18 protein-coding genes are annotated in these 24,485 nt (G+C 69.2%); 13 read left to right on the top strand and 5 right to left on the bottom strand.

Annotation, left to right across the window (positions count from 1 at the left end; translation table 11 throughout):
• The first annotated feature begins 19 nt into the window (after positions 1-19).
• Positions 20-853, top strand: a complete 834-nt coding sequence (locus tag AC1DYP_RS00665) for a LysR substrate-binding domain-containing protein (protein ID WP_477044680.1) — start codon at positions 20-22, stop codon at positions 851-853.
• A 44-nt stretch (positions 854-897) separates the two neighbouring features.
• On the opposite strand, the gene AC1DYP_RS00660 is transcribed toward AC1DYP_RS00665, so the two are convergent.
• Entirely contained in the window at positions 898-2,235 is a 1,338-nt protein-coding gene (locus tag AC1DYP_RS00660) for an LLM class flavin-dependent oxidoreductase (protein WP_477044679.1), read from the bottom strand.
• 272 nt (positions 2,236-2,507) lie between these two features.
• Between AC1DYP_RS00660 and AC1DYP_RS00655 the strand changes: the two genes are divergently transcribed.
• The 6 genes from AC1DYP_RS00655 (at position 2,508) to AC1DYP_RS00630 (ending at position 9,698) form a co-directional block, all read left to right on the top strand.
• Positions 2,508-3,353, top strand: coding sequence for a TauD/TfdA dioxygenase family protein (locus AC1DYP_RS00655; protein WP_477044678.1), 846 nt, complete (start codon positions 2,508-2,510; stop codon positions 3,351-3,353).
• Positions 3,354-3,450: 97 nt separating this feature from the next.
• On the top strand, positions 3,451-6,114 hold the full coding sequence (locus AC1DYP_RS00650; protein WP_477044677.1) for a TonB-dependent receptor plug domain-containing protein: 2,664 nt from the start codon (positions 3,451-3,453) through the stop codon (positions 6,112-6,114).
• 11 nt (positions 6,115-6,125) lie between these two features.
• Positions 6,126-7,073 (top strand): ABC transporter substrate-binding protein, encoded by a 948-nt coding sequence (locus tag AC1DYP_RS00645; RefSeq protein WP_477044676.1) that lies wholly within the window; start codon positions 6,126-6,128, stop codon positions 7,071-7,073.
• Positions 7,070-8,638 (top strand): FAD-dependent oxidoreductase, encoded by a 1,569-nt coding sequence (locus AC1DYP_RS00640; protein WP_477044675.1) that lies wholly within the window; start codon positions 7,070-7,072, stop codon positions 8,636-8,638. Before AC1DYP_RS00645 ends, AC1DYP_RS00640 begins: the two co-directional genes overlap by 4 nt.
• Positions 8,638-9,027: a 4Fe-4S dicluster domain-containing protein gene (locus AC1DYP_RS00635; protein WP_477044674.1), complete on the top strand. Its 390-nt coding sequence runs from the start codon at positions 8,638-8,640 to the stop codon at positions 9,025-9,027. Before AC1DYP_RS00640 ends, AC1DYP_RS00635 begins: the two co-directional genes overlap by 1 nt.
• The gene (locus tag AC1DYP_RS00630) at positions 9,024-9,698 is read left to right on the top strand and encodes a peroxiredoxin-like family protein (RefSeq protein WP_477044673.1); all 675 of its coding nucleotides are present in this window, start codon (positions 9,024-9,026) and stop codon (positions 9,696-9,698) included. The genes AC1DYP_RS00635 and AC1DYP_RS00630 overlap by 4 nt, the downstream gene beginning before the upstream one ends.
• 10 nt (positions 9,699-9,708) lie before the next feature.
• Here AC1DYP_RS00630 and aceB read toward each other — a convergent pair whose 3' ends face one another.
• The 3 genes from aceB to AC1DYP_RS00615 all read right to left on the bottom strand — a co-directional run bounded on the left by aceB (position 9,709) and on the right by AC1DYP_RS00615 (position 13,269).
• Entirely contained in the window at positions 9,709-11,289 is a 1,581-nt protein-coding gene (gene aceB, locus AC1DYP_RS00625; protein WP_477044672.1) for a malate synthase A, read from the bottom strand.
• 49 nt (positions 11,290-11,338) lie between these two features.
• Positions 11,339-11,572, bottom strand: a complete 234-nt coding sequence (locus tag AC1DYP_RS00620) for a hypothetical protein (protein ID WP_477033386.1) — start codon at positions 11,570-11,572, stop codon at positions 11,339-11,341.
• Positions 11,573-11,649: 77 nt separating this feature from the next.
• Positions 11,650-13,269 (bottom strand): isocitrate lyase, encoded by a 1,620-nt coding sequence (locus AC1DYP_RS00615; protein WP_477044671.1) that lies wholly within the window; start codon positions 13,267-13,269, stop codon positions 11,650-11,652.
• 159 nt (positions 13,270-13,428) lie between these two features.
• Here AC1DYP_RS00615 and AC1DYP_RS00610 point away from each other — a divergent pair, with 159 nt between their 5' ends.
• Positions 13,429-14,853 carry a helix-turn-helix domain-containing protein gene (locus AC1DYP_RS00610; RefSeq protein WP_477044670.1) on the top strand — a complete coding sequence of 475 codons (1,425 nt, stop codon included), beginning with the start codon at positions 13,429-13,431 and terminating at the stop codon, positions 14,851-14,853.
• 148 nt (positions 14,854-15,001) lie between these two features.
• Complete coding sequence (locus tag AC1DYP_RS00605; RefSeq protein ID WP_477044669.1) at positions 15,002-16,480, top strand: AMP-binding protein; 1,479 nt, start codon at positions 15,002-15,004, stop codon at positions 16,478-16,480.
• Positions 16,481-16,502: 22 nt separating this feature from the next.
• Here the strand turns inward: AC1DYP_RS00605 and AC1DYP_RS00600 are convergent, their stop codons facing one another.
• Complete coding sequence (locus AC1DYP_RS00600; RefSeq protein ID WP_477033382.1) at positions 16,503-17,195, bottom strand: TetR/AcrR family transcriptional regulator; 693 nt, start codon at positions 17,193-17,195, stop codon at positions 16,503-16,505.
• Between the two features lie 283 nt (positions 17,196-17,478).
• Between AC1DYP_RS00600 and AC1DYP_RS00595 the strand changes: the two genes are divergently transcribed.
• The 4 genes from AC1DYP_RS00595 to AC1DYP_RS00580 all read left to right on the top strand — a co-directional run bounded on the left by AC1DYP_RS00595 (position 17,479) and on the right by AC1DYP_RS00580 (position 24,380).
• Positions 17,479-20,022 carry a TonB-dependent receptor plug domain-containing protein gene (locus AC1DYP_RS00595; RefSeq protein ID WP_477044668.1) on the top strand — a complete coding sequence of 848 codons (2,544 nt, stop codon included), beginning with the start codon at positions 17,479-17,481 and terminating at the stop codon, positions 20,020-20,022.
• A gap of 103 nt (positions 20,023-20,125) precedes the next feature.
• On the top strand, positions 20,126-21,400 hold the full coding sequence (locus AC1DYP_RS00590; RefSeq protein ID WP_477044667.1) for a serine hydrolase domain-containing protein: 1,275 nt from the start codon (positions 20,126-20,128) through the stop codon (positions 21,398-21,400).
• Positions 21,397-22,722 (top strand): spinster family MFS transporter, encoded by a 1,326-nt coding sequence (locus tag AC1DYP_RS00585; protein ID WP_477044666.1) that lies wholly within the window; start codon positions 21,397-21,399, stop codon positions 22,720-22,722. Before AC1DYP_RS00590 ends, AC1DYP_RS00585 begins: the two co-directional genes overlap by 4 nt.
• Positions 22,719-24,380, top strand: coding sequence for a carboxylesterase/lipase family protein (locus AC1DYP_RS00580; RefSeq protein ID WP_477044665.1), 1,662 nt, complete (start codon positions 22,719-22,721; stop codon positions 24,378-24,380). The genes AC1DYP_RS00585 and AC1DYP_RS00580 overlap by 4 nt, the downstream gene beginning before the upstream one ends.
• Positions 24,381-24,485 lie beyond the last annotated feature (105 nt).

The following is a 24,485-nucleotide window of genomic DNA, read 5'->3' as shown; positions in this document are numbered from 1 at the left end:
TTTCTTATGGACGTGCGCCATGGCCACCAATCTGCCGACCGAACTGCTGCGAAGCTTCGTGGCCATCGTCGACTCCGGATCGATGCTGAAGGCCACCGAGCGGGTGTTCGTCACCCAGTCGGCGCTCAGCCTGCAGATGAAGCGGCTGGAGGAGACCGTGCTGACGCCGGTGTTCCACCGCGACGGCCGTCGCCTGACCCTGACGCCGGCCGGTCGGACCCTGCTGGCCCTGGCGCGCGAGATCCTGGCGCTGAACGACCGGGCGGTGGTGGCCCTGACCGGCGACGCCCTGGTCGGGCCGGTGCGGGTGGGACTGGTCCAGGACTTCGCCGAGACCCTGCTGTCGGGCGTGCTGGCCCGGTTCAGCCAGCTCAATCCGGACGTCCAGCTGGAGGTGCGGGTGGCCGGCTCGCCGGAGCTGCTGGACCTGCTGGCCGGCGACCGGCTGGACGTGGTGCTGTGCATGGGCGCGGCCGACGATCCGCACGCGGCCCGGGTGGCGCCCATGGTCTGGCACGGCGATCCGGACCTGACGCGGGCGCCCGTCCTGCCGCTGGCCATCCTGGCCCCGCCCTGCCGGTTCCGGGACGCGGCCCTGGCGGCCCTGGAGCGCGAGGGGCGGCCGTACCGGGTCGCCCTCGAAACGCCCAGCCTCTCGGCCCTGCGGGCGGCGGTCGAGGCGGGGCTGGCGGTCACCTGCCGCACCGCGCTGTTCCGGCCCCAGGCCGCGCCGATCGAGACGGGCCTGCCGGCCATGCCCCAGGTCGCCTATGTCCGCCGCGTCGGCCCGTCGCCGCACCCGTCGATCGCCAAGCTGTCGGAGCTGATCCACCAGGCGGCGCTGGAGCTTTGAGCCTGGCGAGCCCATGGCGCGGATCTGGCCAGGCCCGCCTCGCATCACGCGACCGCGCGGCTGGTCTTCTGCTGGGTGAACCGGTTGACCGGAACCTCCAGCCCCAGGTTCTGGCGGAAGGTCGAGCCGTCGTAGTCCTCGCGGAAGATCCCGCGCTTCTGCAGCAACGGGACGACTTCCTCGACCAGCAGCTGGAACTGGCCGGGCAGGGACTCGCCGATCACGAAGCCGTCCGAGGCCCGGCTGTCCAGCCACAGTTGGAACTTGTCGGCGATCTGCTCGGGCGTGCCCACCAGGTCGCCGCGCGGGGTGGCGAAGCGCAGGGCCACCTGGCGCAGGGTCAGGTTCTCGCGCTCGACCGCCTGGGCGATCTTCAGGGTCGCCGACTGCGAGCTGTTGATCCCGCGGCTGAACACGTCGGGGAAGCGGGCGTCGAGGTCGTAGACGGTGAAGTCATGGTCGTTGAAGCCGCGTCCCAGCATGGCCAGGGCCGACTCGATCGACACCAGCTCGGCGCGCTCATGCCAGCGGGCCTCGGCCTCGGCCTCGGTCGAGCCGATGATCGGCGCGGCGGCCGGCAGGATGAACAGGTCGTCCGGATCGCGGCCGAAGCCGGCGGCGCGGGCCTTGACGTCGGCGTAGTAGGCGCGGGCGTCCTCGACGCCGCCGTGGCCGACGAAGATCGCGTCGGCGCGCTTGGCGGCCAGGTTGCGGCCGTCCTCCGACGCGCCGGCCTGGAAGATCACCGGCTGGCCCTGCGGCGAGCGGGCGATGTTCAGCGGCCCCTTCACCGACAGGAACTCGCCCTTGTGGCCCAGGGCGTTCAGCTTGTCGGGGTCGAAGAACACGCCGCTGGCCTTGTCGTGCACCAGGGCGTCGTCTTCCCAGCTGTCCCAGAGGCCCTGGACGACGTCGAGATATTCGGTCGCCAGACGGTAGCGGGTGTCGTGCGCCAGGTGCTCGGCCTTGCCGAAGTTCTCGGCCGAGCCCTCGAGCCACGAGGTGACCACGTTCCAGCCGGCGCGGCCGCCGCTGATGTGGTCCAGCGAGGCGAACTGGCGGGCCACGTTGAACGGTTCGGAATAGGTGACGCTGAGCGTGGCCACCAGGCCGATGTGTTCGGTCACCGCCGCCAGGGCCGACAGGATGGTGATCGGCTCGAAGCGGTTCAGGTAGTGCGGGCTGGACTTGGCGTTGATCGACAGGCTGTCGGCGATGAACAGGAAGTCGAACTTGCCCTGTTCGGCCAGCTTGGCGGCGCGGCTGTAGTACTTGAAGTTGGTGCTGGCGCCAGGCTGGGCGTCCGGATGGCGCCAGTCGGTCCAGGTCCGCCCCGCGCCTTCGATCATGTGGCCGAGCTTGAGTTGTCTGCGCGTCGCCATGACGGCCTCCGATGTAATGCTTCGGCGGCATGACTGTCATCGAGTATCGGCGTCGACAATGGAATTTGATAAATAGGCCTTATGAGTGTTCGTAAGGTCGAGTTGTCATTTGGCGATTACGCGACTTGAATGCACATATTAGCGCCAGAGATATACAAATCTCTATGAAGGTTTGGAGGAATACTGCCTCGCATGACTTCTTTGGGTTGCTCATGGTGCCGATGGTCGCGGCGTCGAACGCCGTGTCGAACCCATCAGGCGAGGAGAGGCCCATGAGCGCCACCATCACCGGCATTCGCGAAAAGGCGGGACTGAGCACGGTCCATCTGAACCCGACCATCGGCTCGGAAGTCAGCGGCGTCGATCTGCGCCAGCCGCTCGACCGGTCCCAGCGCGACGCGCTCAAGGCCCTGCTGCTGGAGCGCAAGGTGCTGTTCTTCCGCGACCAGGACATCACGCGCGACCAGCAATTGGCCTTCGCGGCCAACTTCGGCGAGGTCTACGCCCATCCGGTCGGCGGGGTGGAGACCCACCGCGCGGTCCAGCCGATCTCGGCCGAGGCGTTCAAGGAATACGACATCCGCGAGAACCACTGGCACACCGACACCAGCTGGCGGATCAACCCCTCTTTCGGCGCGGTGCTGAAGGCCGTGCACATTCCCGAGGTGGGCGGCGACACGATCTGGGCCGACGGCGGCGCGATCTATCGCGGCCTGGCCGACGACCTGAAGGCGGCGGTCGACGACCTCTACGTGATCCACGACTACCAGTCGGCCCTGAACCGGTCCGGCGAGCGCTATCCGCTGGTGGCCCATCCCGCCATCCGCACCCACCCGGAGACCGGCGAGGACATCTTCTGGATCAATTTCAGCCTCAAGCCCCGGTTCGTCGACCTGGCGCCGGAGGAGAGTAGGGTGCTGCTGGCCCGGCTCTATGACGAGGTGAAGAAGCCGGAGCATCACGCCCGCTTCCGCTGGCGGCCCAACTCGGTGGCCCTGTGGGACAACCGCGCGGGCCTGCACTACGCTGTCCGTGACTACGGCGACTTCCCGCGCGTGATGGAGCGCGTGCTGATCGGCTCGGACGACATTCCGTATCGCGAGCGCCGCTCCACCTGACAATCCGGCGCGCCGCGGGGCCGGCGGCGCGCCGCTTCCACCTTCGAGACCAACAACACGACGCGGCGGCCATGGGCCCCGCGCGGGGGATAGACTCTTGCCTTACTCGACCCGGGCGCTGGCCCGACCTTCGCTTGAAACGACCTTCCGGACCGGCCTGCTGGCCTGCGCCTCGATCCTGACCGTCGCGGTCCTGGCCGCCCCGGCCCGAGCGGCTGACACGCTTGGCGACGTGCCGCTCGTCGACGCCGCGCCCGCCGACGTCGAGGGCGCCACCGCGCTGGACGGCGTGATCGTCACCGGCGTTCGAGGCGTGCGCCGCACCGTGGCCGACAGCCCGGCCCCGGTCGACGTGATCTCCAGCGAGCAGTTGACGGCCACCGGCAAGGTGGGCCTGAAGGAGGTGCTCAACACCCTGATCCCGTCGTTCAACCTGCCAGGCATCAACGGCGGCGGCACCTCGTGGACGGTGCGGGCCATCACCATGCGCGGCCTGAACGGCGACCAGGCCCTGTTCCTGGTCAACGGCAAGCGGCGGCACGGCACGGCGCTGATCAACAACCTGGCCCGGGTGGGACGCGGCGGCGCGCCGGTCGACCTGGACCTGATCCCGGCCTCGGCCATCGAGCGCATCGAGGTGCTGCGCGACGGCGCCTCGGCCCAGTACGGCTCGGACGCCATCGCCGGCGTGGTCAACATCATCCTCAAGCAGGACGCCGAAGGCGGCTCGTTCAGCTACACCGGCGGCCAGAACTATCTGGGCGACGGCGACACCCGCAGCGCCACGCTGAACTACGGCCTGCCCCTGGGCGACAAGGGCGGCTTCGTCCAGCTGGCCCTGAACTGGAAGAACAACGAGGCCGCCTCGCGCGCGGTCCCGTCTCGCGCCCAGTACATCTACCAGCCGACGGTCAGCACGGTGGGCGGCGTCACGACCGTGACCCCCGACCCGCGCGACGCCACCGCCGACCGCTACTTCTGGGGCCAGAGCTACGGGCCGGGCGAGGAGGACATCCTGTCCTCGTCTTACAACGCCGAGCTGCCTTGGCGCGACCTGACGCTATATTCGACCGGCACGCTGAGCCATCGCTCGGCCAAGAAGAACACCGGCAGCTTCCTGCCCAACCTGGCTCCGGTGGCGGGCGTGACCGCAGGCCGCCCCCAGAACCGCAACTCGCTGCCGGAGGTCTATCCCGACGGCTTCAACGCCCTGCGGCGGATCTTCGAGCTCGACTTCCAGACCACGGTCGGCGCGCGCGGCGTGGCCAAGGGCTGGGACTGGGACCTGTCGACCACCTTCGCCCAGGATCACGCCCAGCTGGACGGCCAGAACACCATCAACGCCACCCTGGGTCCCGACAGCCCGACCTACTTCCACCTGTCGACCCACCAGTTCCAGCAGTGGACCACGAACCTCGACTTCACCCGTGAGTTCGAGGGCGTGCTGCCCCGGCCGGTCCAGGTGTCGTGGGGGCTGGAGCAGCGCTACGAGCACTTCCTGATCGAACCGGGCGACGAGGCCTCGTACATCGTCGGCGACTACGTGATCCCGGCCGGCCAGCCATTCGCTGGGCTGCGACCCAATCCGGGCCTGGCCTCCTACGCCGGCACCGCGCCCGAGGACGCCGGCTCGGTCAGCCGCAACGTCTATGCGGCCTATGTCGAGGTCGGAACCAACCTGACGGAAAACTGGTATGTCGGCGTGGCCGGGCGCCACGAGCGCTACACGGGCGACGTCGGCGACACCACCAGCGGCAAGCTGACCACCCGTTGGGAGTTCCTGCCGGGCTACGCCGTACGCGGCACGCTCAGCAACGGCTTCCGTGCGCCGTCCCTGGGCCAGCAGGTGTTCGCCAGCTCGACCATCAACGGCAGCCTCTGCGCCGCCGCGCCCAACAATGTCTTCCGGGGACTGCCTTGCGTCCCCGGCGAGTACCTGACCTTCCCGACCAAGGTGCTGCGGGCCGACTCCACCGAAGCCCAGGCCCTGGGCGCGACGCCGCTGAAGCCCGAGACCTCGACCAACTACAGCGTCGGGATCACCGCCGAACCCACCAGCCGCCTGCGGATCACGCTGGACGCCTACCAGATCGACATCGACGACCGCATCGTCGACACCAGCAACCTGGATCTCAGCGCCGCTCAACTGGCCTCGCAGCCCGCGCTGGCGCCGTTGCTGGCCCGCTTCCCGGCGGGCCTGGCGGCGACCTACTACACCAACGCCGTCTCGACCCGGACGACGGGCGTGGATCTGGTCGCCGAATACGCCTTCGATCTGGGCGACGCCGGCCGCCTCAACCTCAACGCCGCTTACGCCTTCAACAAGACCAAGATCACCAAGCAGATCGACACGCCCGCGGTGCTGAAGGCGGTCAATCCGAACCTGGTGCTGTTCGACCGCCAGAAGATCGCCGACCTGACCGTGGGCACGCCGCGCAAGAAGCTGATCCTCGGCGCGCTATGGAACCGCGACACCGTCACGGCCAGCCTGCGGACCACGCGGTACGGCGAGTACACCGAGGCCGGGACGTCGGCCAATCTGGACCGGACCTACAGCGCCAAGTGGGTGACCGATCTCGACATCGCCTGGGACGTCCGGCCGACGACCAACGTGGCGATCGGGGCCAACAACCTGTTCGACGAGCACCCAGACAAGATCGGGATCGTCAACGCCGACACGGGCCTGAACCAGTTCGGCATGTTCTCGCCCTTCGGCATCACCGGCGGCTACTATTACGCCCGCCTGACCCAACGCTTCTGAGGGAGGGCGCCATGCAACGACGCAGCCTCATCGCCGTCCTGACCGCCGCCGTCCTGTTGGCCGGATGCGGGGCCAAGGGAGGGGACGGTCAGACCGTCCTCAAGGTCGGCAGCCAGAAGGGCGGCACCAAGGCGGTGCTGATCGCCTCGGGCGCCCTGGAAGGGGTTCCCTACAAGATCGAGTGGAGCGAGTTCGCCGCCGCCCAGCCGCTGCTCGAGGCGGTGGGGGCGGGGGCGGTCGACCTGGGCGAGGCGGGCGACGCTCCGTTCCTGTTCGCCTACGCCAGCGGGTCCAGGATCAAGGCCGTGCAGGCGGGCAAGAGCGGCGGGTCCTCGACGGCCCTGCTGGTGCGCAAGGGCTCGCCGATCCACGGCTTGGCCGACCTGCGCGGCAAGAAGATCGCCACCGGACGCGGCTCGATCGGCCACTACCTGCTCCTGCGGCTGCTGGAGGACGCGGGCCTGAAGCCGACCGACGTCCAGGTCGTGTTCCTCAATCCCGGCGACGCCAAGGCCGCCTTCACCAGCGGCGCGATCGACGGCTGGGTGACCTGGGGCTCGTATGTCGCCCTGGCCAAGCTGTACGACGACGCCACGGTCCTGGCCGACGGCGCGGGGCGGCTCAGCGGCTACGGCTTCGAGGCGGCCAGCGAGGCGGCGATCGCCGGCAAGCGGCCTCAGGTCGAGGACTTCCTGCGCCGCCTGGCCAAGGCCCGGCGCTGGGCGGGCGAGCATCCCAAGGAATTCGCGGCGGCGCTGTCGAGGGAGACGGGCCTGCAGCCGGACGTGGCGCTCTACACCGTCCAGCAGTACCGCATCGCTCCGAGCGCCATCGACGACAAGGCCGTGGCCGAGGCGACGGCCGTGCTCGACCGCTTCCGAGCGGCCGGGGCGGTGTCCTCGACCCGCGACCCGGCCGGCGCCTTCGACCGCTCGTTCAACGCCACGGTCGCGCCGTGACCCTGACCTTGTCCACCGACGTGCTGGTGATCGGCGGAGGGCTGGCCGGGACCTGGGCCGCCATCGCCGCCGCCCGTGAAGGCGCGGACGTGGTTCTGGCCGACAAGGGCCATTGCGGGACCAGCGGCGTGACCGCCACGGCGGGGCCGGGTCACTGGTGGGTTCCGCCGGAAAGTCGCGAGGGGGCGGTGGCCGATCGGCTGAAGCGATCCCTGGGCCTGGGCGACCCGGACTGGATGCGGCGCATCCTCGATCTGACCTGGACCAGCCTGCCGACCCTGCGCGGCTATTACGACTTCTCGACCGACGACCAGGGGCGGCCCTTCTATCGCGGCCTGCGCGGACCGGAATACATGCGGGCGATGCGGAACCTGACGCTGGACCAGGGCGTGCGCATTCTCGATCACCATCCGTCCCTGGAACTGCTGCGCCATGGCGACGGATCGATCGCCGGGGCGGCGGGCCTGGCCCTGCGCGGCGAACAACCTTGGACGATCCGGGCTGGGGCCGTGGTGCTCGCCACCGGCGGCTGCGCCTTCGCCTCGCGGCTGCTGGGCTCGGCCACCAACACCGGCGACGGCCTGCTGATGGGCGTCGAGGCCGGGGCGGACCTGTCGGGCATGGAGTTCACCAACTACTACACCGCCGCCATGGCCGGCACGAACATGGCCCGCTCGATGGCCTACAGCTTCGCCCGCTGGTTCGACGCCGACGACCGCGAGCTGGACATCCCCAACGGGCCGGATGTCACCCCGCATCTGGCGCGGGCCCTGATGGTCGGGCCGCTGTTCTGCCGTCTGGATCGCGTGCCCGAAGACATCCAACGGGTCATGCCGCAGGTGCAGCCCAACTTCGTCCTGCCGTTCGACCGCAAAGGGATCGATCCTTATCGCGATCGCTTCGAGGTGACGCTGCACGCCGAAGGCACGGTGCGCGGGATCGGCGGCCTGCGGGTGGTCGACGAGGCCTGCCAGACCCAGGTCCCCGGCCTGTTCGCGGCCGGCGACGCGGCCAGCCGGGAGCTGGTCACCGGCGCGATCTCGGGCGGCGGGGCGGTCAACTCATCCTGGGCGCTGTCGTCAGGCCAGTGGGCCGGCGCCGGCGCCGCGCGGCTTGCGCTCAGGCAGGGCGCCAGGGCGGACGCCCTGGTCGTGGCCACGGGCCGCGCCGGTCTGCGGCCAAGCCGCGCCGAGCGTCCCGTCGACCTGCGCGCCGCGGTCCAGGCCGTGCGCGACGAACTCAACGACTACGAACGCAACATCTTCCGGCGCGGTCCCGCCCTGGCCGCTTCGATCGAGCGGCTGGACGACGCCTGGGCTGAGCTCGCCGCCCATGCGCGAGGCGAGGGCAGGGCGGCCCTGCGAACGCGGGAGGCCGCCGCCCTGGTCGCCGCCGGCCGCTGGAGCAAGGCCTCGGCCCTGGCCCGGCGCGAGAGCCGGGGCATGCACCGGCGCGAGGATGCGACCAGCCCGGAACCCCGCTTCGCCGCGCGTCAGCGCGCCGGCGGCCTGGACCGCGTCTGGACCGCGTTCGAGGCGACGCCCGCCCAGGCGGAGGTGGCCTGATGATCGAGGTCGTCATCGACGAGCGCTGCAGCGGCTGCGGGACCTGCGTCGACGCCTGTCCCAGCGACGTGCTGGAGGTCGGCCCCGCCGGCAAGGCGGTGATCGCCCGCCAGGCCGACTGCCAGACCTGCCTGCTATGCGAACTGCATTGCGCAGCCGACGCCCTGTTCGTCTGGCCCGACTGCGAGGCGCCGGTCGGGATCACCGCCGAACAGGCCCTGGCCTCGGGCCAACTGGGCGCCTTCCGCCGGGACTCTGGCTGGGGTGAGCACGCGGCGACCCACACCAACCAGCACTGGCGCATGGGCTCGATCTTCGAGCGCGCCCGCCTGCAGGCGATGCAGATCGCCGCCCACAAGACCCTTCAAGCCGAGGAGACTGCCCGATGAGCCAAGAAAGCCTGGCCAAGCTGCTGGCCGACCTGCACGCCGAGCGCGTTCGGAGCTGGGATCCCGCCGCGCTGAAGATCAATGTCGACCAGCGCGCGACCTTGGTCGAGACCGCCGATCCGGCCGGCTGGATCAAGGTCGGCGACGTCGTCGAGCCCTTCGTCCTGAAGGACGTCGAGGGTGGCGAGCTGACCCTGAAGGGCCTGACCGCCAAGGGGCCCGTCGTGCTGGTGTTCTTCCGCTTCGCCGGCTGCCCGGCCTGCAACATCGCTCTGCCCTACTACGAGCGCGCGCTGCAGCCGACCTTGAAGGCCCTGGGCGTGCCGCTGGTCGCCGTCAGTCCGCAGATTCCCGAACGGCTGGGCGAGATCCGCACGCGCCACGACCTGTCGTTCAAGGTGGCCTCGGACACCGACAACGCGCTCGGCCGCCGGTTCGGGATCCTCTACACCGCCGACGAGGCCAGCCAGGCCGCGCAGCGGGCGCGGGGCGGCTCGATCGGCGACACCACGGGGACCGGGACCTGGGAGCTTCCCCAGCCCACCGTGGTGGTGATCGGCCGCGATCAGCGCGTGAAGTTCGCCGACATCAGGCCCGACTGGCTGGTCCGGACCGAGGCCGAGCCGGTCATCGCCGCGGTGCGGGCGCTGGCCGCCGTTCCCGCGCAATGACGCCGCGCGGCTAGGCGATCAGCTCGTACGCCGGCAGGGTCAGGAACTCTTCCAGCGTGTCGGACAGGATCATCCGCGAGAACAGCAGGGCGGCGTCCTCCAGGCGAGGCGAGGGGAAGTCGCGGCGCAGGTCGCCCATCTCCTCGGTCAGCAGGCTGACGAACAGCTGCGACGTCATCTGACGACCGTCGACCAGGTCGGCGCCCAGGCGGATCCACTGCCACAGCTGGGTGCGGCAGATCTCGGCCGTCGCCGCGTCTTCCATCAGGTTGTAGAGCGGCACCGCGCCCCGGCCCTCGATCCAGGCCTGGGTGTAGCGCACGCCCACCCGGATGTTCTCGCGCACGCCGGCTTCGGTGCGGCCGCCGTCGTGCAGCTCCAGCATCTGCGGCTGGGTGATGACCAGGTCGGCCAGGCGCTTGTCCAGCTGGTTGGGCGTCGGCATCAGGCGGTCGAAAACCTCCATGGCGACGGGCACCAGGTCGGGGTGGGCGACCCAGGTGCCGTCGTGGCCGGCCCCGGCCTCGCGCTCCTTGTCGGCCCGCACCTTGGCGAAGGCGGCCTGGTTGGCGGCCTCGTCGCCCTTGATCGGGATCTGGGCGGCCATGCCGCCCATGGCGAAGGCCCCGCGCCGGTGGCAGGTCTGGATCAGCTTCAGCGAATAGGCGCCCAGGAAGGCCTTGCCCATCACCATGGCCGAGCGGTCCGGGGTGAGGAATTCGGCTCGACGGCCCAGGCGCTTGATGAACGAGAAGATGTAGTCCCAGCGGCCGCAGTTCAGGCCCGCCATGTGGTCGCGCAGCTCGAAGATGATCTCGTCCATCTCGAAGGCGGCCGGGATGGTCTCGATCAGCACCGTGGCCTTGATCGTGCCGTTCGGGATGCCGAGCGCGGCCTGGGCGTGGACGAAGACCTCGTTCCAGAGGCGCGCCTCCAGGTGGCTCTCCAGCTTGGGCAGGTAGAAGTAGGGACCCGAGCCTTGCTCCAGCGTGGCCTTGGCGTTGTGGAAGAAGTACAGGCCGAAGTCGAACAAGGCCCCGCTGACGGGCAGGCCATCCACTTCCATGTGCTGTTCAGGCAGATGCCAGCCACGGGGGCGGATTTTCAGGACGGCCGGGTTGGCTCCCAGCGCGTAGCTCTTGCCGGACTTTGGGTCCGCATGGGTCAGGTCGCTGGCCCAGCGGTCCTTCAGATTGATCTGGCCCTCGATCACGTTGGACCAGGTGGGGGAAGTGGCGTCCTCGAAGTCGGCCATGAACACCTTGGCCCCGCAGTTGAGGGCGTTGATGATCATCTTGCGGTCGACCGGACCGGTGATCTCGACCCGGCGGTCCCGCAGGTCGGCCGGGATCGGCGCGACCGTCCAGTCGTTCTCGCGGATGTCGGCGGTGTCGGGCAGGAAGTCGGGCAGTTCGCCGGCGTCGAAGCGGGCCTGGCGGGCGACCCGCGCCGCCAGCAGCTCGCGCCGACGGGCGTCGAACCGGCGGTGAAGGTCGGCCACGAAGGCCAGGGCCTCGGGCGTCAGCACCTCTACGGCGCGGCCTTCGATCGGACCGGTGACCTGGATGTTGGCGGCGACGTCGAGGGGCATGGCGGATCCTGGGGTTCTGTAACGGCGTGTCGACTTAGGGGGTTCTAGCTCAGGCGCTCTTGGCGGCGCCATTGGGACGAACGGTCGGGACGATCTGGTCGCCCCAGTTGCCCGCGCCGTCGTGGTGGCGCGAGGTGCGCACCAGTTCGACCGAATAGCCGGCCGCGATGGCCCGTTGCACGGCTTCGTTCAGGCGGTGGGCGGCCTCGGCCACCCGATCGACCGCCCGTTGCTGGTCGGTGGAGTTCGGCATGGCGGCGGGAGCGAATTGCGTGGCGGACATGGTCTGAATCCTCGATCGGTTGGCGGGGTGCGCCCCCCTCCACGGGGGTGAGAGGAGGGCGCGGGGGATCGCCGGCTCTATTCGGCGGCGAACTGGTTCATGGTGTTGGCGTGGCCGCCGGCCTTCAGGGCGCGCTCGCCGGCGACCATCTCCTTGAAGGTGTCGCCCAGGTCCGAGCCGACCTCGTGCTGGTGCTTCACCGCCGAGACGCCGCGGCGGATCTCCTCGCGCTGCACCGAATTGACATAGGCCTTCATCCGGTCGTCGCCGAAATAGCCGCGCGACAGCTCGTCCATGCTCTTGGCCGTCAGGTGGAAGGTCGGCAGGGTGATCAGGTTGTGGAACACCCCGGCCCGGGCCGAGATGTCGACCTGGAAGCGGGCCAGGCGCTCGTCGGTCTCGCGGCCCAGGTCGCTGGCGTCGAACTCGGCCGACATCAGGGCCGCGCCTTCGGGATAGCTGTCCTTGTGGATCTTGCCCTCGGCGATCCACTGGTCGCGGACCTGGCGGCGCAGGTTCAGGGTCCAGTTGAACGACGGCGAGTTGTTGTAGGTCAGCTTGGCGTTCGGAACGACCTCGCGGATTTCGGAGACCATCGAGGCGATCTCGTCGACGTTCGGGGTGTCGGTCTCGATCCACAGCAAGTCGGCGCCGCCCTGGGTCAGCGAGGCGATGCAGTCCTCGATGACGCGGGCCCGGCCGGTGCCGTCTTGGAAGGCGAACAGGCCGTTGGGCATGCGCACCGGCTTCTCGAACTGGCCGTCGCGGTACAACGCCAACTCGCCCGGCAGGATCGGGTTGTCGGGCGTGATGGCCTCGGTCTTCAGCCACTTGATGTAGTCGCTGGCCAGGTCGCCCGGCTCCTGGCTGACGGGGACCTTCTGGGTCAGGCCCGCGCCCAGGCTGTCGGTGCGGGCGACGATCACGCCCTCGTCGACGCCCAGTTCCTCGAAGGCCAGGCGGCAGGCGCGCAGCTTCTCGATGAAGTCCTCGCGCGGCACGGTGACCTTGCCGTCCTGGTGGCCGCACTGCTTGGCGTCCGAGACCTGGTTCTCGATCTGCAGGCAGCAGGCGCCGGCCTTGATCATCTCCTTGGCCAGGATGTACGTGGCGTTCTCGTTGCCGAAGCCGGCGTCGATGTCGGCGATGATCGGCACGACGTGGGTCTCGAAGCCGTCGATGGCCGCGATCGCCGCCTTTTCAGCCGCCTTGTCGCCGGCGTCGCGGGCGGTCTTCAGCACCTTGAACAGGTCGTTGATCGCCACCTCGTCGGCTTGGCGCAGCGAGACGTAGATCTCCTCGATCAGGTCGACGACCGAGGTCTTCTCGTGCATCGACTGGTCGGGCAGGTGGCCGAAGCGGTTGCGCAGGCCCGCCACCATCCAGCCGGACAGGTAGACATAGGCGCCCTTGGTCGTGCCGCGCAGGCGCTTGACCGACTTGATCATCTGCTGGGCGTGGAAGCCCGACCAGCAGCCCAGCGACTGGGTGAACTTGCCGCTGTCGGCGTCGTAGGCGGCCATGTCGGCGCGCATGACGCCGGCCATCTCGCGGGCGATGTCCAGGTGGGTCGAGAAGGTGTTCTGCAGCTTCAGCTGGATGATGTCGTCCACCGCGACGCCGCCCGGCGTCACGCCGTCGGGATAGCGAGCCAGCAGGATCTGGCGGTGTTCGGCGTAGGTCTTGCGCAGCGTCATGGCTCTTCGGGTCCCATCGTCGGTCCGGCCATCGGTTGGCCGGGCGGAAAAGTTCGTGAGGGGAGCTAGCGTCGGGGCGGTCGGCGCGTCGAACCTATTGAAGGCAATTTGTCACAAATCGACTTTGTATTTTCTGTAAAGTTATGACAACGTGACCGAATGGCGACCCATGACAAGAAGCTGTTTCTCGGCGGCCGGCTCAAGCGGCTGCGGCGCGACCTGGGCGTCACCCAGAGCCGCATGGCCGAGAACCTGGGCGTCTCGGCCAGCTATCTGAACCTGCTGGAGCGCAATCAGCGGCCGGTCACCGCCCAGATCCTGCTGCGCCTGGCCGACGCCTACGACCTGGACCTGCGCAGCCTGTCGGCCGACGATCCGGGCGGCGGCGCGGGGCTGGACGAGGTGCTGGCCGACAAGATGTTCGCCGACCTGGGCGTCAGCCGGCACGAGGCCGCCGAGGTCGCCGAGCTGTCACCGGGCATGGCCGAGGCCATGGCGCGGCTCTATCGCGCCTATCTGGATCGCGGCCGCCTGATCGACCTGGGCGCCTTCGAACGGCCGGACGGCGCCGCGCCGGTCTCGTCCAGTTCGCCGACCGATTGGGTGCGCGACCTCGTCGGCTCGCAGCGCAACCACTTCGCGGAACTGGAGGCGGCCGCCGAGGCGATCGTCGCGGCGATGAAGGCCGATCCCCAGGACCTGGGTCCGGCCGTCCGGGCGCGGCTGCTCGAGCGTTTCGGGATCCAGACCCGGGTCATGCCGGTCGAGGTGATGGCCGACTCGCTGCGGCGCTACGACCATCACCGCAAGCGGCTGATGCTGTCCGAGACCCTGGCCCCGGCCAGCCGCATCTTCGCCATGTGCTACCAGCTGGGCCTGATGGAGACGGGCGAGACGCTGTCGGCCCTGACCGACCGCTTCCAGGCCCCCGACCGCGCCACGCGCCAGTTGCTCAAGGTCTTCCTCGACAACTACCTGGCCGCGGCGATCATGACGCCCTACGAGCCCTTCCTGGCGGCCATGGAGGCCAGCGGCTACGACATCGAGCGGGTGCGTTCGCGGTTCGGGATCAGCTACGAGCAGGCCGCCCAGCGCCTGACCACGCTCAGCCGGCCCGGGTCGCGCGGCGTTCCGTTCTTCATGATGCGGCTGGACGCGGCGGGGAACATCTCCAAGCGCTTCGCGGCCGGGCCGTTCCCGTTCTCGCGCTTCGGCGGCGCCTGTCCGCGCTGGAACGTCCACGACAGCTTCAAGACCCCCGGCCGGATCATCACCCAGGTGATCGAGACGCCCGATCGCGAGCGCTACTTCACCCTGTCGCGCACCGTGCGGCGGGTGTCGGGACTGCAGGCGGGGCTGGAGGACGAACTGGTGATCGGGCTGGGCTGCGAACTCAAGCACGCCGGCAAGCTGGTCTACGCCCGGGGCCTGGACATCGCCGCGCCCGTGGCGGTCGAGATCGGGCCGTCGTGCCGGATCTGCGAGCGGCCGGCCTGTCCGCAACGGGCCGCCGCGCCGATCAACCGGACCTTGCTGGTTGAGGAGAACAGCAAGGCCCTGTCGCCGTTCCCGTTCGTGGCCTGAGGCGGCCGGCCTGGCCGGCGTTCTCGAACGAATCCTCTTTTCATTCATTCACTGCTAAATTAATGAGAGGCGGTTCTACGATCACCGCCCAGCTCGGACGCGCCACAGAAGACGTCGAGGGGAGGGCCGCCAGGGAGGCGTTACCGCCATGTCGAACGATGGTGTCGCACTAAGCTCCATTCTCACCCACCATGCGCGTCGATCGCCCGGCCGGACGGCGTTGATCGCGGACGATGTCCGCGTCGGCTATGACGAGCTGGACGCGCGCGCGAACCGGCGGGCCCGGATGATGGCGGCGCATGGCGTGGGCCAGGGCGACTTCGTCACGGTCGCGCTGCCCAACGGCCTGGAATTCTACGAGACCACCTTCGCGCTCTGGAAGCTGGGCGCGATCCCGAACATCGTCGCCGCCAAACTCCCGCGCCCCGAGATGGAGGCGATCCTCGACATCGTTCGCCCCAAGCTGTTCGTCGGCGTCCCGCCCGGGCCCGGCGCGCCCGTCGTCGCCGGCGACCGGAGCGCGCTCGACGGATACTCGGCCGATGCGCTGCCGGAAGCCGTCTCGCCGCATTGGAAGGCGATGACCAGCGGCGGCTCCACCGGGCGGCCGAAGGTGATCGTCGACGCCATGCCGGCGCGGTGGAGCCCGCAGGAGGGCTTTCTGGGCCAGCAGCCCGGCGACGTGATCCTCAACCCCGGGCCGCTCTATCACAACGCCCCGTTCCACTGCATCCACATGGGCCTGTTCGTCGGCGCCACGATCGTCGAGATGGGCAAGTTCGATGCGCTCCGCGCGCTCGAACTGATCGAGGCCCACGACGTGAACTGGGTGACCATGGTGCCCACGATGATGCACCGCATCTGGCGCCTGGAGCCCGACACGCTCGCGCGCTTCACCCTGCCCAGCCTGCGCATGATGCTGCACATGGCGGCTCCTTGCCCCGCCTGGCTCAAGGTGGCGTGGATCGGCTGGTTGGGGAGCGAGCGGGTCTGGGAATACTACGGCACGACCGAGGCGACCGGATCGACGATGATCTCGGGCGCGGACTGGCTGGCCCATCGCGGTTCGGTGGGGCGCGTCCGCGTGGGTTATGAGCTGAAGATCCTCGACGAGGCGGGGCAGGAGCGCCCGGTCGGCGAGGTCGGCGAGGTCTATTTCCGTCCGCGGGGCGGCGCGGGATCGACCTACCACTATCTGGGCAGCACGCCGCGACGCGTCGGCGAATGGGAGTCGCCGGGCGACCTGGGGCGGGTGGACGAGGAGGGCTATCTCTATCTTTCCGACCGCCGCAACGACCTGATCATCTCGGGCGGCGCGAACATCTATCCGGCCGAGGTCGAGGCGGCGATCGACGCCCATCCGGCCGTCCGGACCAGCGCGGTGATCGGGCTGCCGGACGAGGAGTGGGGCGCGCGCGTCCACGCGATCGTCCAGCCGGTCGAGGGGAAGGGACTGGAAGAGGCCGAGCTTCTCGAGTTCGTCGCCGATCGCCTGGCTCGGTTCAAGCTGCCCAAGAGCGTCGAGTTCACCAGCGAGCCGTTGCGGGACGAGGCCGGCAAGGTGCGCCGGGCCGCGCTTCGCGACGCGCGGCTGGTCGTCGTGACGGGAGGCCTTGTTCCGTCGTGACCCGGCGTCGAGGCGGGCTGGCTCAGTCCGCCTTCGACTTCCTGTGCCTGTAGAGGGCGTCGAACCCGCCGGCCATGAAGGTCACGAACCGCTCGCGGACCGCCTCGAAGTCGTCGGACGCGCACAGGCCGCCCGACAGGCGGTCGATGCGGCCGGTCCGTGACAGGATCAGCGAATAGGCGCCCGAGGTGAACTGGAAGCTCCAGAAGAGATCCTCGGCCTGCGCGTCGGGCAAGGCCTGCTGCAGAAGGTCGATCAACCGCAGCACCAGTGGATCGAAATAGGTGTCCATCTTCTCCGCGCCGTAGCCGGGCGCGTTGTTCACCTGCGAGAAGATCCGGCCGAAGTTGCGCCAGCCCTCGTCGCCGTTGATGTAGACGTCGAACGCCTGGTCGTAATAGCAGCGCAGCGCGCCCTCAACGGTGGGGTGGCCCCCGGCCTCGGCTGCGTACGCGTCCAGGCCGGCCGTCCGCGTGGTGACCGCGTACTCCACCCGGCGTTCGAAGACGGCGTCGAACAGCGCCTTCTTGCCGTCGAAGTAGTAGTGGATCAGCGCCGGATGGATGCCCATCCGGTCGGCGACGTCCTTGATGGTGACCCCGAAATAGCCGAGCTGGGCGAAGAGATCCTCGCTGGTGTCGAGGATCGTCTTGACGGTCGTAGCCCGCTGTTCGGCGCGCGTGCGGCGCCCCTCGGGTTTCGACGCTGCTGCCATAACCTGCGGCCTTCCAAATCGTACGCGTCCGGAGAAGACGCCATCCACTCAATCGTCGGGGGACGATGGGGCGGCGGACTCATCCGGTCAAGCGACCGCGTGCAGATATTTCATTTAGTGCTAAATGAATGAACTTGACGAACCGCCCCTCCCTGGGTACCGATTTGGACAAGCAAAAAACAAATGGGGAGGGTTCGAAATGGCTAAAGCCTGGAAAACTGCGCGGCAGGTCGCACTGTCCGGTACGTCGCTCGTCGCTATGCTTTTCGTGGCCGGACACGGCGTGGCCCAGACGGCGAACCCGCCGGCCGGGTCGGCGAGCGAGGCCTCGGACAACGTGCTCGAAGAGCTGGTCGTCACGGGATCGAGCATCCGAGGGGTTCCCCCGATCGGCTCGAACCTGATCAGCGTCTCGCGCGAGGAGATCAACGCCATCGGCGCGGCCACGACGCCCGATCTGCTGGCCACCGTGCCGCAACTGAACAGCTTCAACACCGCGCCGCGCGCCGCCAACGGCGGAGCCGGGGCGTTCGCGCCCGGACTGCGCAGCCTGCCGGCCGCCGCGACCCTGCCCCTTCTGAACGGCCACCGGGTCGTCGCCGGGGGCGCCAACGAGACGAACCCCGACTTCCCGTTCGTTCCGGACCTGGCGATCGAACGCGTCGAGATCGTCGCGGACGGCGCCTCGGCGATCTACGGCTCGGACGCCATCGCCGGCGTCGTGAACTTCATCACCCGGAAGCGCTATTCCGGCCTCGAGATGGCCGCGCGCTACGGCGTGGCCGACGACTATCACACGTTCAGCGCCAGCGCCCTGGCCGGCCGCGAGTGGACCGGCGGATCGATCCTGGCCGCCTACCAGTACTCGGAAAACGGTAATGTCACGGGCGGCGACCGCGACTATCGCACCGTGGACTTCCGGCCGTACGGCGGGGTCGACACCCGGGGAACCAGTTGCGCCTCGCCCAACGTGGTCGTCGGCGCCACGGTCTATGCGGCGCCCGCCCTGGCGCCGAACACGACCAACTATTGCGACCTCGGAGCCCCAGTCGATCTCGTCCCGGCCTCGAGCCTGCACAGCGGCTTCCTGAGCGCCCGGCAGGAGGTCGGCGATCGCGTGACGCTCTGGGGTGACGTGCTCTACTCGGACCGCAAGGACACGGTCCAGGCGGCGATCCCCGCCCAGGCGGTGCTGCTCACCGCCTTCAATCCGTTCTTCAAGGCGCCGCCAGGCAGCGGCGCGACGTTCGAGACCGTCTTCTTCCGTCCCGACAATCTGGTCGGCGCGGACCATTTCGAACAGACCTACCACGTCAAGGCCGCCAACTCGTCCGCCGGCGCCGATGTGCGGCTGCCGCGCGATTTCAGCCTGAGCGTCTACGGCACCTATGACGCGGCCGAGCATGTCGCCTTCCAGCCCATGATCAATCCCGTGGCGCTGGCGGCGGCGGCGGCCGGGACCACCCCCGCCACGGCTCTGGATCCGTTCGGCCAGGGCACGTCGCCTTCGGTCGTCGCGGGCATCACCGACTACGCGACCAGCGTCACCATCCAGCAGCGCACCAAGCTCGCCGCGGTCAAGATCGACGGGCCGCTGCTGACCCTTCCGGGCGGGGACCTGAAGATCGCGGCCGGCGCCGAATATCGACGCGAGACGTTCGCCCAGCGCGGCGTCGTCGGCACGACTCCCGTTCCCGAAAACCTGGGGCGCAACATCAAGTCCGTCTACGGCGAACTGTTCGTGCCGATCTTCGGCGCCGGCAACGAGGCGCGCTTCATGCACCGCCTGTCGCTGTCGCTGTCGGCTCGCCACGACGACTACAGCGACTTCGGAACGACGACCAATCCCAAGATCGGGCTCAACTGGGATCCGGTGGAGGGCGTCACCCTTCGCGGAACCTACGGCCAGTCGTTCAGGGCGCCCGGCCTGCGCGACGTGGGCGCGACCGTCGGTTCGTACTACCTCGACGCCGCGACCGCGGCCGTGGCCGCTCGCGACCCGACGCGCGGCGCCGCGCAGGTCAACACGGTCTACCTGCTCGGGGGCAATCGCGACCTCCAGCCGGAACAGGCCAGGACCTACTCGTTCGGCGTCGACCTCACGCCGCGTTTCCTGCCGGGCTTCCGGGCCAGCGCGACCTTCTACGACATCAACTTCACCGACGTGATCGGCACGCCGCCGACGAGCCTGGTGTTCACGGACCCGACCTTCGCGTCGGTCGTCTATCGCAATCCTTCCGCGACCCAGCTGGCCAGCCTGCTGTCGATCGCGGTGCCGGTCACCTTGCCGACGCCCTTGCCCGTGATCGGCAACGTGCTGGACCTGCGCCGCGGCAATTTCGGCGTCCGCAAGACCAACGGCCTGGACTTCGACATCAGCTACCGGCGCTCGACCAGCTTCGGCGTCGTGTACGGCGGCCTGGCGGGCAACTACATCTTCAAGTTCGACACCCAGCTTTCGCCCACGGCGCCCGTGTCGGACGCCCTGAAGCTGGGCGTCCCTCAAATGACGCTTCGGGCGACGGGGGGTCTTACGGCCGGCCCGGTCAGCTTCGTGGGCTTCGTCAACTACCGGGGCGGAGTCACGAACGCCTTCGCCACCCCGACGGGGACGAGCACGTACGAGGCCGATCCGTACACGACGGTCGATCTTCGTCTTGCCTGGACCCTGCCGAACGCCGGCCTGACGGAAGGCACGGAGCTGGCCTTGCAGGTCAACGACCTGTTCGACAAGACCCCGCCGTTCTTTCCGGCCACCGACGGCATCGGCGGCAACTACAACCCGATCGGGCGCTATGTGGCGCTCGGTCTGCGGAAGACCTTCTGATCAGGCCGCGGCGCCGGCGGCCGCGGGGGCAATCCCCCGCGGTGCTGCCGGCGCGTCTTGAACACCCGACACTGACCTGTGCCCGGCCGGAGCGCCCCGTTTTATGACCCGCAATGCCGTCCGCCGCGCCCAGGGGCTCGACCCCGACAAGCTTGCCGCGATCGGACCAGCGCTCCAGGCGTTCGTAGATCGTGGCGAGCTGGCGGGCGTCGTGACCCTCACGTCGCGAAGCGGCGAGATCGTCCAGTCCGAGGCGATCGGCTGGAGCGACATCGAAACCAGGACCCCGATGCGGTCCGACACCCTGTTCCGCATCGCCTCCATGACCAAGCCGATCACCTCGGTGGCGGCCTTGATGCTGGTGGAGGAGGGCAGGATCGCGCTGACGGAGCCGATCTCGCGCTGGGTTCCGGAGCTGACCGATCCGCGCGTGCTGCGCGACGCAGCGGGGCCGCTCGACGACACGGTGGCGGCGGAGCGCGCGATCACCATCGAGGACCTGCTCACCCATCGCTCGGGCGTCGCCTACGGCTTTTCCTCGGAAGGGCCACTGCAGCCGGCCTACGAGCGCGCGCTCGGCGATCCGGCGATGAACCGCCTGACCCCCGACGAATGGCTGGCCGCGCTCGGTGGTCTGCCATTGGCCCATCAGCCCGGCGAGCGGTTCCACTACGGCCATTCGACCGACGTGCTGGGCTTCCTGATTGGCCGGGTCGAGGACAAGCCGCTGCGCCGGGTTCTGCAAGAACGTATCTTCGCGCCGCTCGGCATGGTGGACACCGACTTCTGGCTTCCGCTCGAGAAGCGAAGCCGCCTTGCCAGCCTGTACGGATACGACGAGGCGGCGGGCGGGCTCGCGAAGGTCGAACCGGAAATGTACGACGAGCCGCCGGCCTACACGCCCGGCGGCGGCGGCCTGATCTCGTCGGCGGCGGATTACCATCGGTTCGCGCGCATGCTGCTGGGGGAGGGGGCCCTGGACGGGGTCCGCCTGTTGCGGCCCGAGACGGTCCGGCTGATGCGGACCAACCGGTTGACCGACGCGCAACGCCAGATTCCATTCGCCGGCATGCCCCTCTGGCGGAAGTCCGGCTTCGGGCTGGGGCTCTCGATCGCCGAGGATCCGGTCGACAATCCCTATGCCTGCGGCGCTCCGGGCTCCATGACCTGGCCGGGAATATTCGGCACCTGGTGGCAGGTCGATCCCGTCCATGACCTGATCATGATCTACCTGATCCAGCACCAGGTGCCGGTGACCGCGCACTCCGGGGCGACGATCGCCACGGGTCGAGGCGCGGCCGGTCGCCGCGCCCTGCCTGAGTACCAGCGTGGCGTCTACGCCGCGTTGCAGCCCCAGCAATCCGAGGGACGACGATGAGCAATGCCGATGAAGCCTTGGCGCCGGCGTCGCCATCGACCCTGGCCGAGACGCGCTCGCCCGACCGGCGGGCCTGGGTCGCCCTGGCGTGCCTCTGGTTCATCTACGTGCTGAACTTCCTGGATCGGCAGTTGCTGTCGATCCTGGCCAAGCCGATCCAGGACACGCTGCACATCACCGACAGCCAGCTCGGGCTGCTGGGCGGCCTCTATTTCGCGGCGTTCTACTGCTTCATCGCCATTCCCGTGGGGTGGCTCGCCGATCGGACCAACCGCGTGGCCGTGCTGGCCATCGCCTGCGGCGTCTGGAGCGTGGCGACCATGGCCTGCGGCGTGGCCAAGTCCTACGGCTCGTTCGCCGTGGCGCGGATGACGGTCGGCTTCGGAGAGGCCGGCGGCGTCCCGCCCTCCTATGCGATCATCAGCGACTATTTTCCGCCCGGACGCCGGGGCACGGCGCTGGGCCTCTACAACCTTGGCCCCCCGGTCGGCGCGGCCTTGGGCATCGCGTTCGGAGCTTCCGTGGCGGCGGCCTTCAGCTGGCGCGACGCCTTCCTGGTCACCGGCGCCGTCGGCGTGGTCGCGGCCCTGGCCCTGACGTTCATCGTGCGCGAGCCCAAGCGCGGCGGGCTTGATCGGGCGGTGGGCGAAGCGGCGCCGCCCCGGGCGGGGTTCGGCGAAACCCTGCGCATGTTCTTCACCCACCCTTCGCTGCTGCTGGTCTCCCTGGGCAGCGGCTCGACCCAGTTCGTCACCTACGGCCTGGGCAATTTCGCCACCCTGTTCCTGATGCGCGAGAAGGGCATGACCCTTCACGAGGTCGCCCTCTGGTACGCCGTGGTCGTCGGCGTGGGCATGAGCGTGGGCATCTTCGGGTCGGGCTGGCTGATCGATCGCTTCACCCGCTTGTCGAAGCGCGCCTTCGCCCTGGCGCCCGCCATCGCCCTGGTCGCCGCAGTGCCCTTCTACATTGGCTTCGTCTGGGCCCCGACCTGGCCGCTGGCGCTGACTTTCCTGCTTCCGGCGATGTGCTTGAACCACGTCTATCTGTCGTCGGCCGTGACCCTGGTCCAGACCGAGGTCAGGCCCAATCAGCGGGTGATGTCGGGCGCCTTGCTGCTGCTGGTGATGAACTTCATCGGCCTGGGTCTGGGGCCCACCTATGTCGGCGCCGCGAGCGATTTCTTCCGGGGGGCGTATCCCGGCAACTCGCTGCAGATGGCGCTCTACACCCTGATCCCGTTCTACGGCCTGGCCATCGGGCTGTTCCTGTTGCTGGCGAGAGTGCTCGGCAAGTCCCCCAAGACCGGAGCTGTCCAATGATCAACCTCTCCAAGGCCTTGCGCGGCGCGGTGAGCGCGGCGGCCGTGCTGACCGCGACGCTCGGCTTCGCCCCGGCGTTCGCCGACGACGCGCGACCCGTGGTCGCCGCGCCTGCGGGTACGGTTGAAGGGGTTGCCGACGCCGGGACCTCGGCCTTCAAGGGCATCCCTTACGCCGCGCCGCCCGTCGGGGCCGGACGCTGGCGGCCGCCCGCGCCGGCCGCGTCCTGGACCGGGGTTCGTGACGCCGGCCGATCCGGCGCCGCGTGCATCCAGCCCACGCCGGGCCCGCCCTCGATCTATTCAGCCGACATGGGCGTCACCAGCGAAGACTGTCTCACCCTGAACATCTGGACACCGTCGACCAAGGGGAAGGCCCCGGTGATCGTCTGGATCCACGGCGGCTCGCTGGTGTCGGGGAGAGGCGGCTCCGCCGTCTACAACGGCGCCAAGCTCGCGGCCGAGGGGACGGTCGTGGTGTCGATCAACTACCGGCTGGGCGCGCTGGGCTATCTGTCCCATCCCGAGCTCAGCAAGGAGTCGCCGGCCGGCGTTTCCGGAAACTACGGGCTGCTCGACCAGATCGCGGCCCTGACCTGGGTCCAGCGCAACATCGCCGCGTTCGGCGGCGATCCCGGCAACGTCACCATCGCCGGCGAGTCCGCCGGCGCGCTCAGCGTGATGTACCTGATGGCCTCGCCGCCAGCGCGCGGTCTGTTCCACAAGGCGATCGCCCAGAGCGCCTACATGATCTCCTCGCCCGAGCTGAAGACCGCGCGTTATGGCTCGCCCTCGGGCGAGGGGGCCGGCGTCTATGTGGCGGGCGCCCTGAAGGCCCCGAACCTGGCGGCGTTACGGGCGATGGACCCGCAGGTCGTGACGGACGGCGCGGCGAAAGCCGGCTTCCTCCCCTTCGGCGTCGTCGACGGCGTCGTTCTTCCCGGGCAGCTGGTCGACGTCTTCGATCGCGGCGAGCAGGCAAGCGTGCCGATCCTGGCCGGCTTCAACAGCGGAGAGATCCGCTCCTTGCGGTTCCTCGCGCCGCCGGCCCCGAAGACCGCCGCCGAATACGAGCGGGTGATCCGCGAGCGCTATGGCGACCTCGCCGACGATTTCCTGGCGCTCTATCCCGCGTCGGACCTGGAAGAGAGCGTCCTGGCCACCACCCGCGACGCCCTCTACGGCTGGACGTCCGAACGCCTGGTGCGGTCGCAAGCGAAGGCCGGCCACCCCTCGTTCCTCTATCTGTTCGATCACGGCTATCCCAGCGCGGACCAGGCGGGACTGCACGCCTTCCACGCCAGCGACGTGCCCTACATGTTCGGAACCATGGACCGGACCTCGCCGCGCTGGCCCAAGGCGCCGGCCACGACGGAGGAGGCGGCGCTGTCCGACGCCATGATCGGCTATTGGACCAGTTTCGCCAGAACGGGGCGGCCCCAGGCCAAGGGAGCGGCGGCCTGGCCGGCCTATGCGCCGCAAGGGCCCTACATGGCCTTCCGCGAACAGCCGACGCCCGCCTCGAACCTCATGCCGGGCATGTTCGCGCTCAATGAACGCGTCATGTGCCGACGTCGGGCGAGCGGCGACCAAGCCTGGAACTGGAACGTGGGCCTTGTCTCCCCGGTCATGCCGGGCCCGACGCCGGCCTGCCCCTGACCTCCGGAGGGGCCGGCCAGTTCATAGAATACTGACTTACTCGTTAGTCAGTATTGACTCTTCCGGAAGGGCGGTGCGATGGTTCCGTCGTTCGTCGAACAGCGT

Source organism: Caulobacter sp. P1_D6, assembly GCF_056406095.1.
Note: the sequence above shows the minus strand (reverse complement) of the source record. Positions and strands in the feature narration are given on the sequence as shown.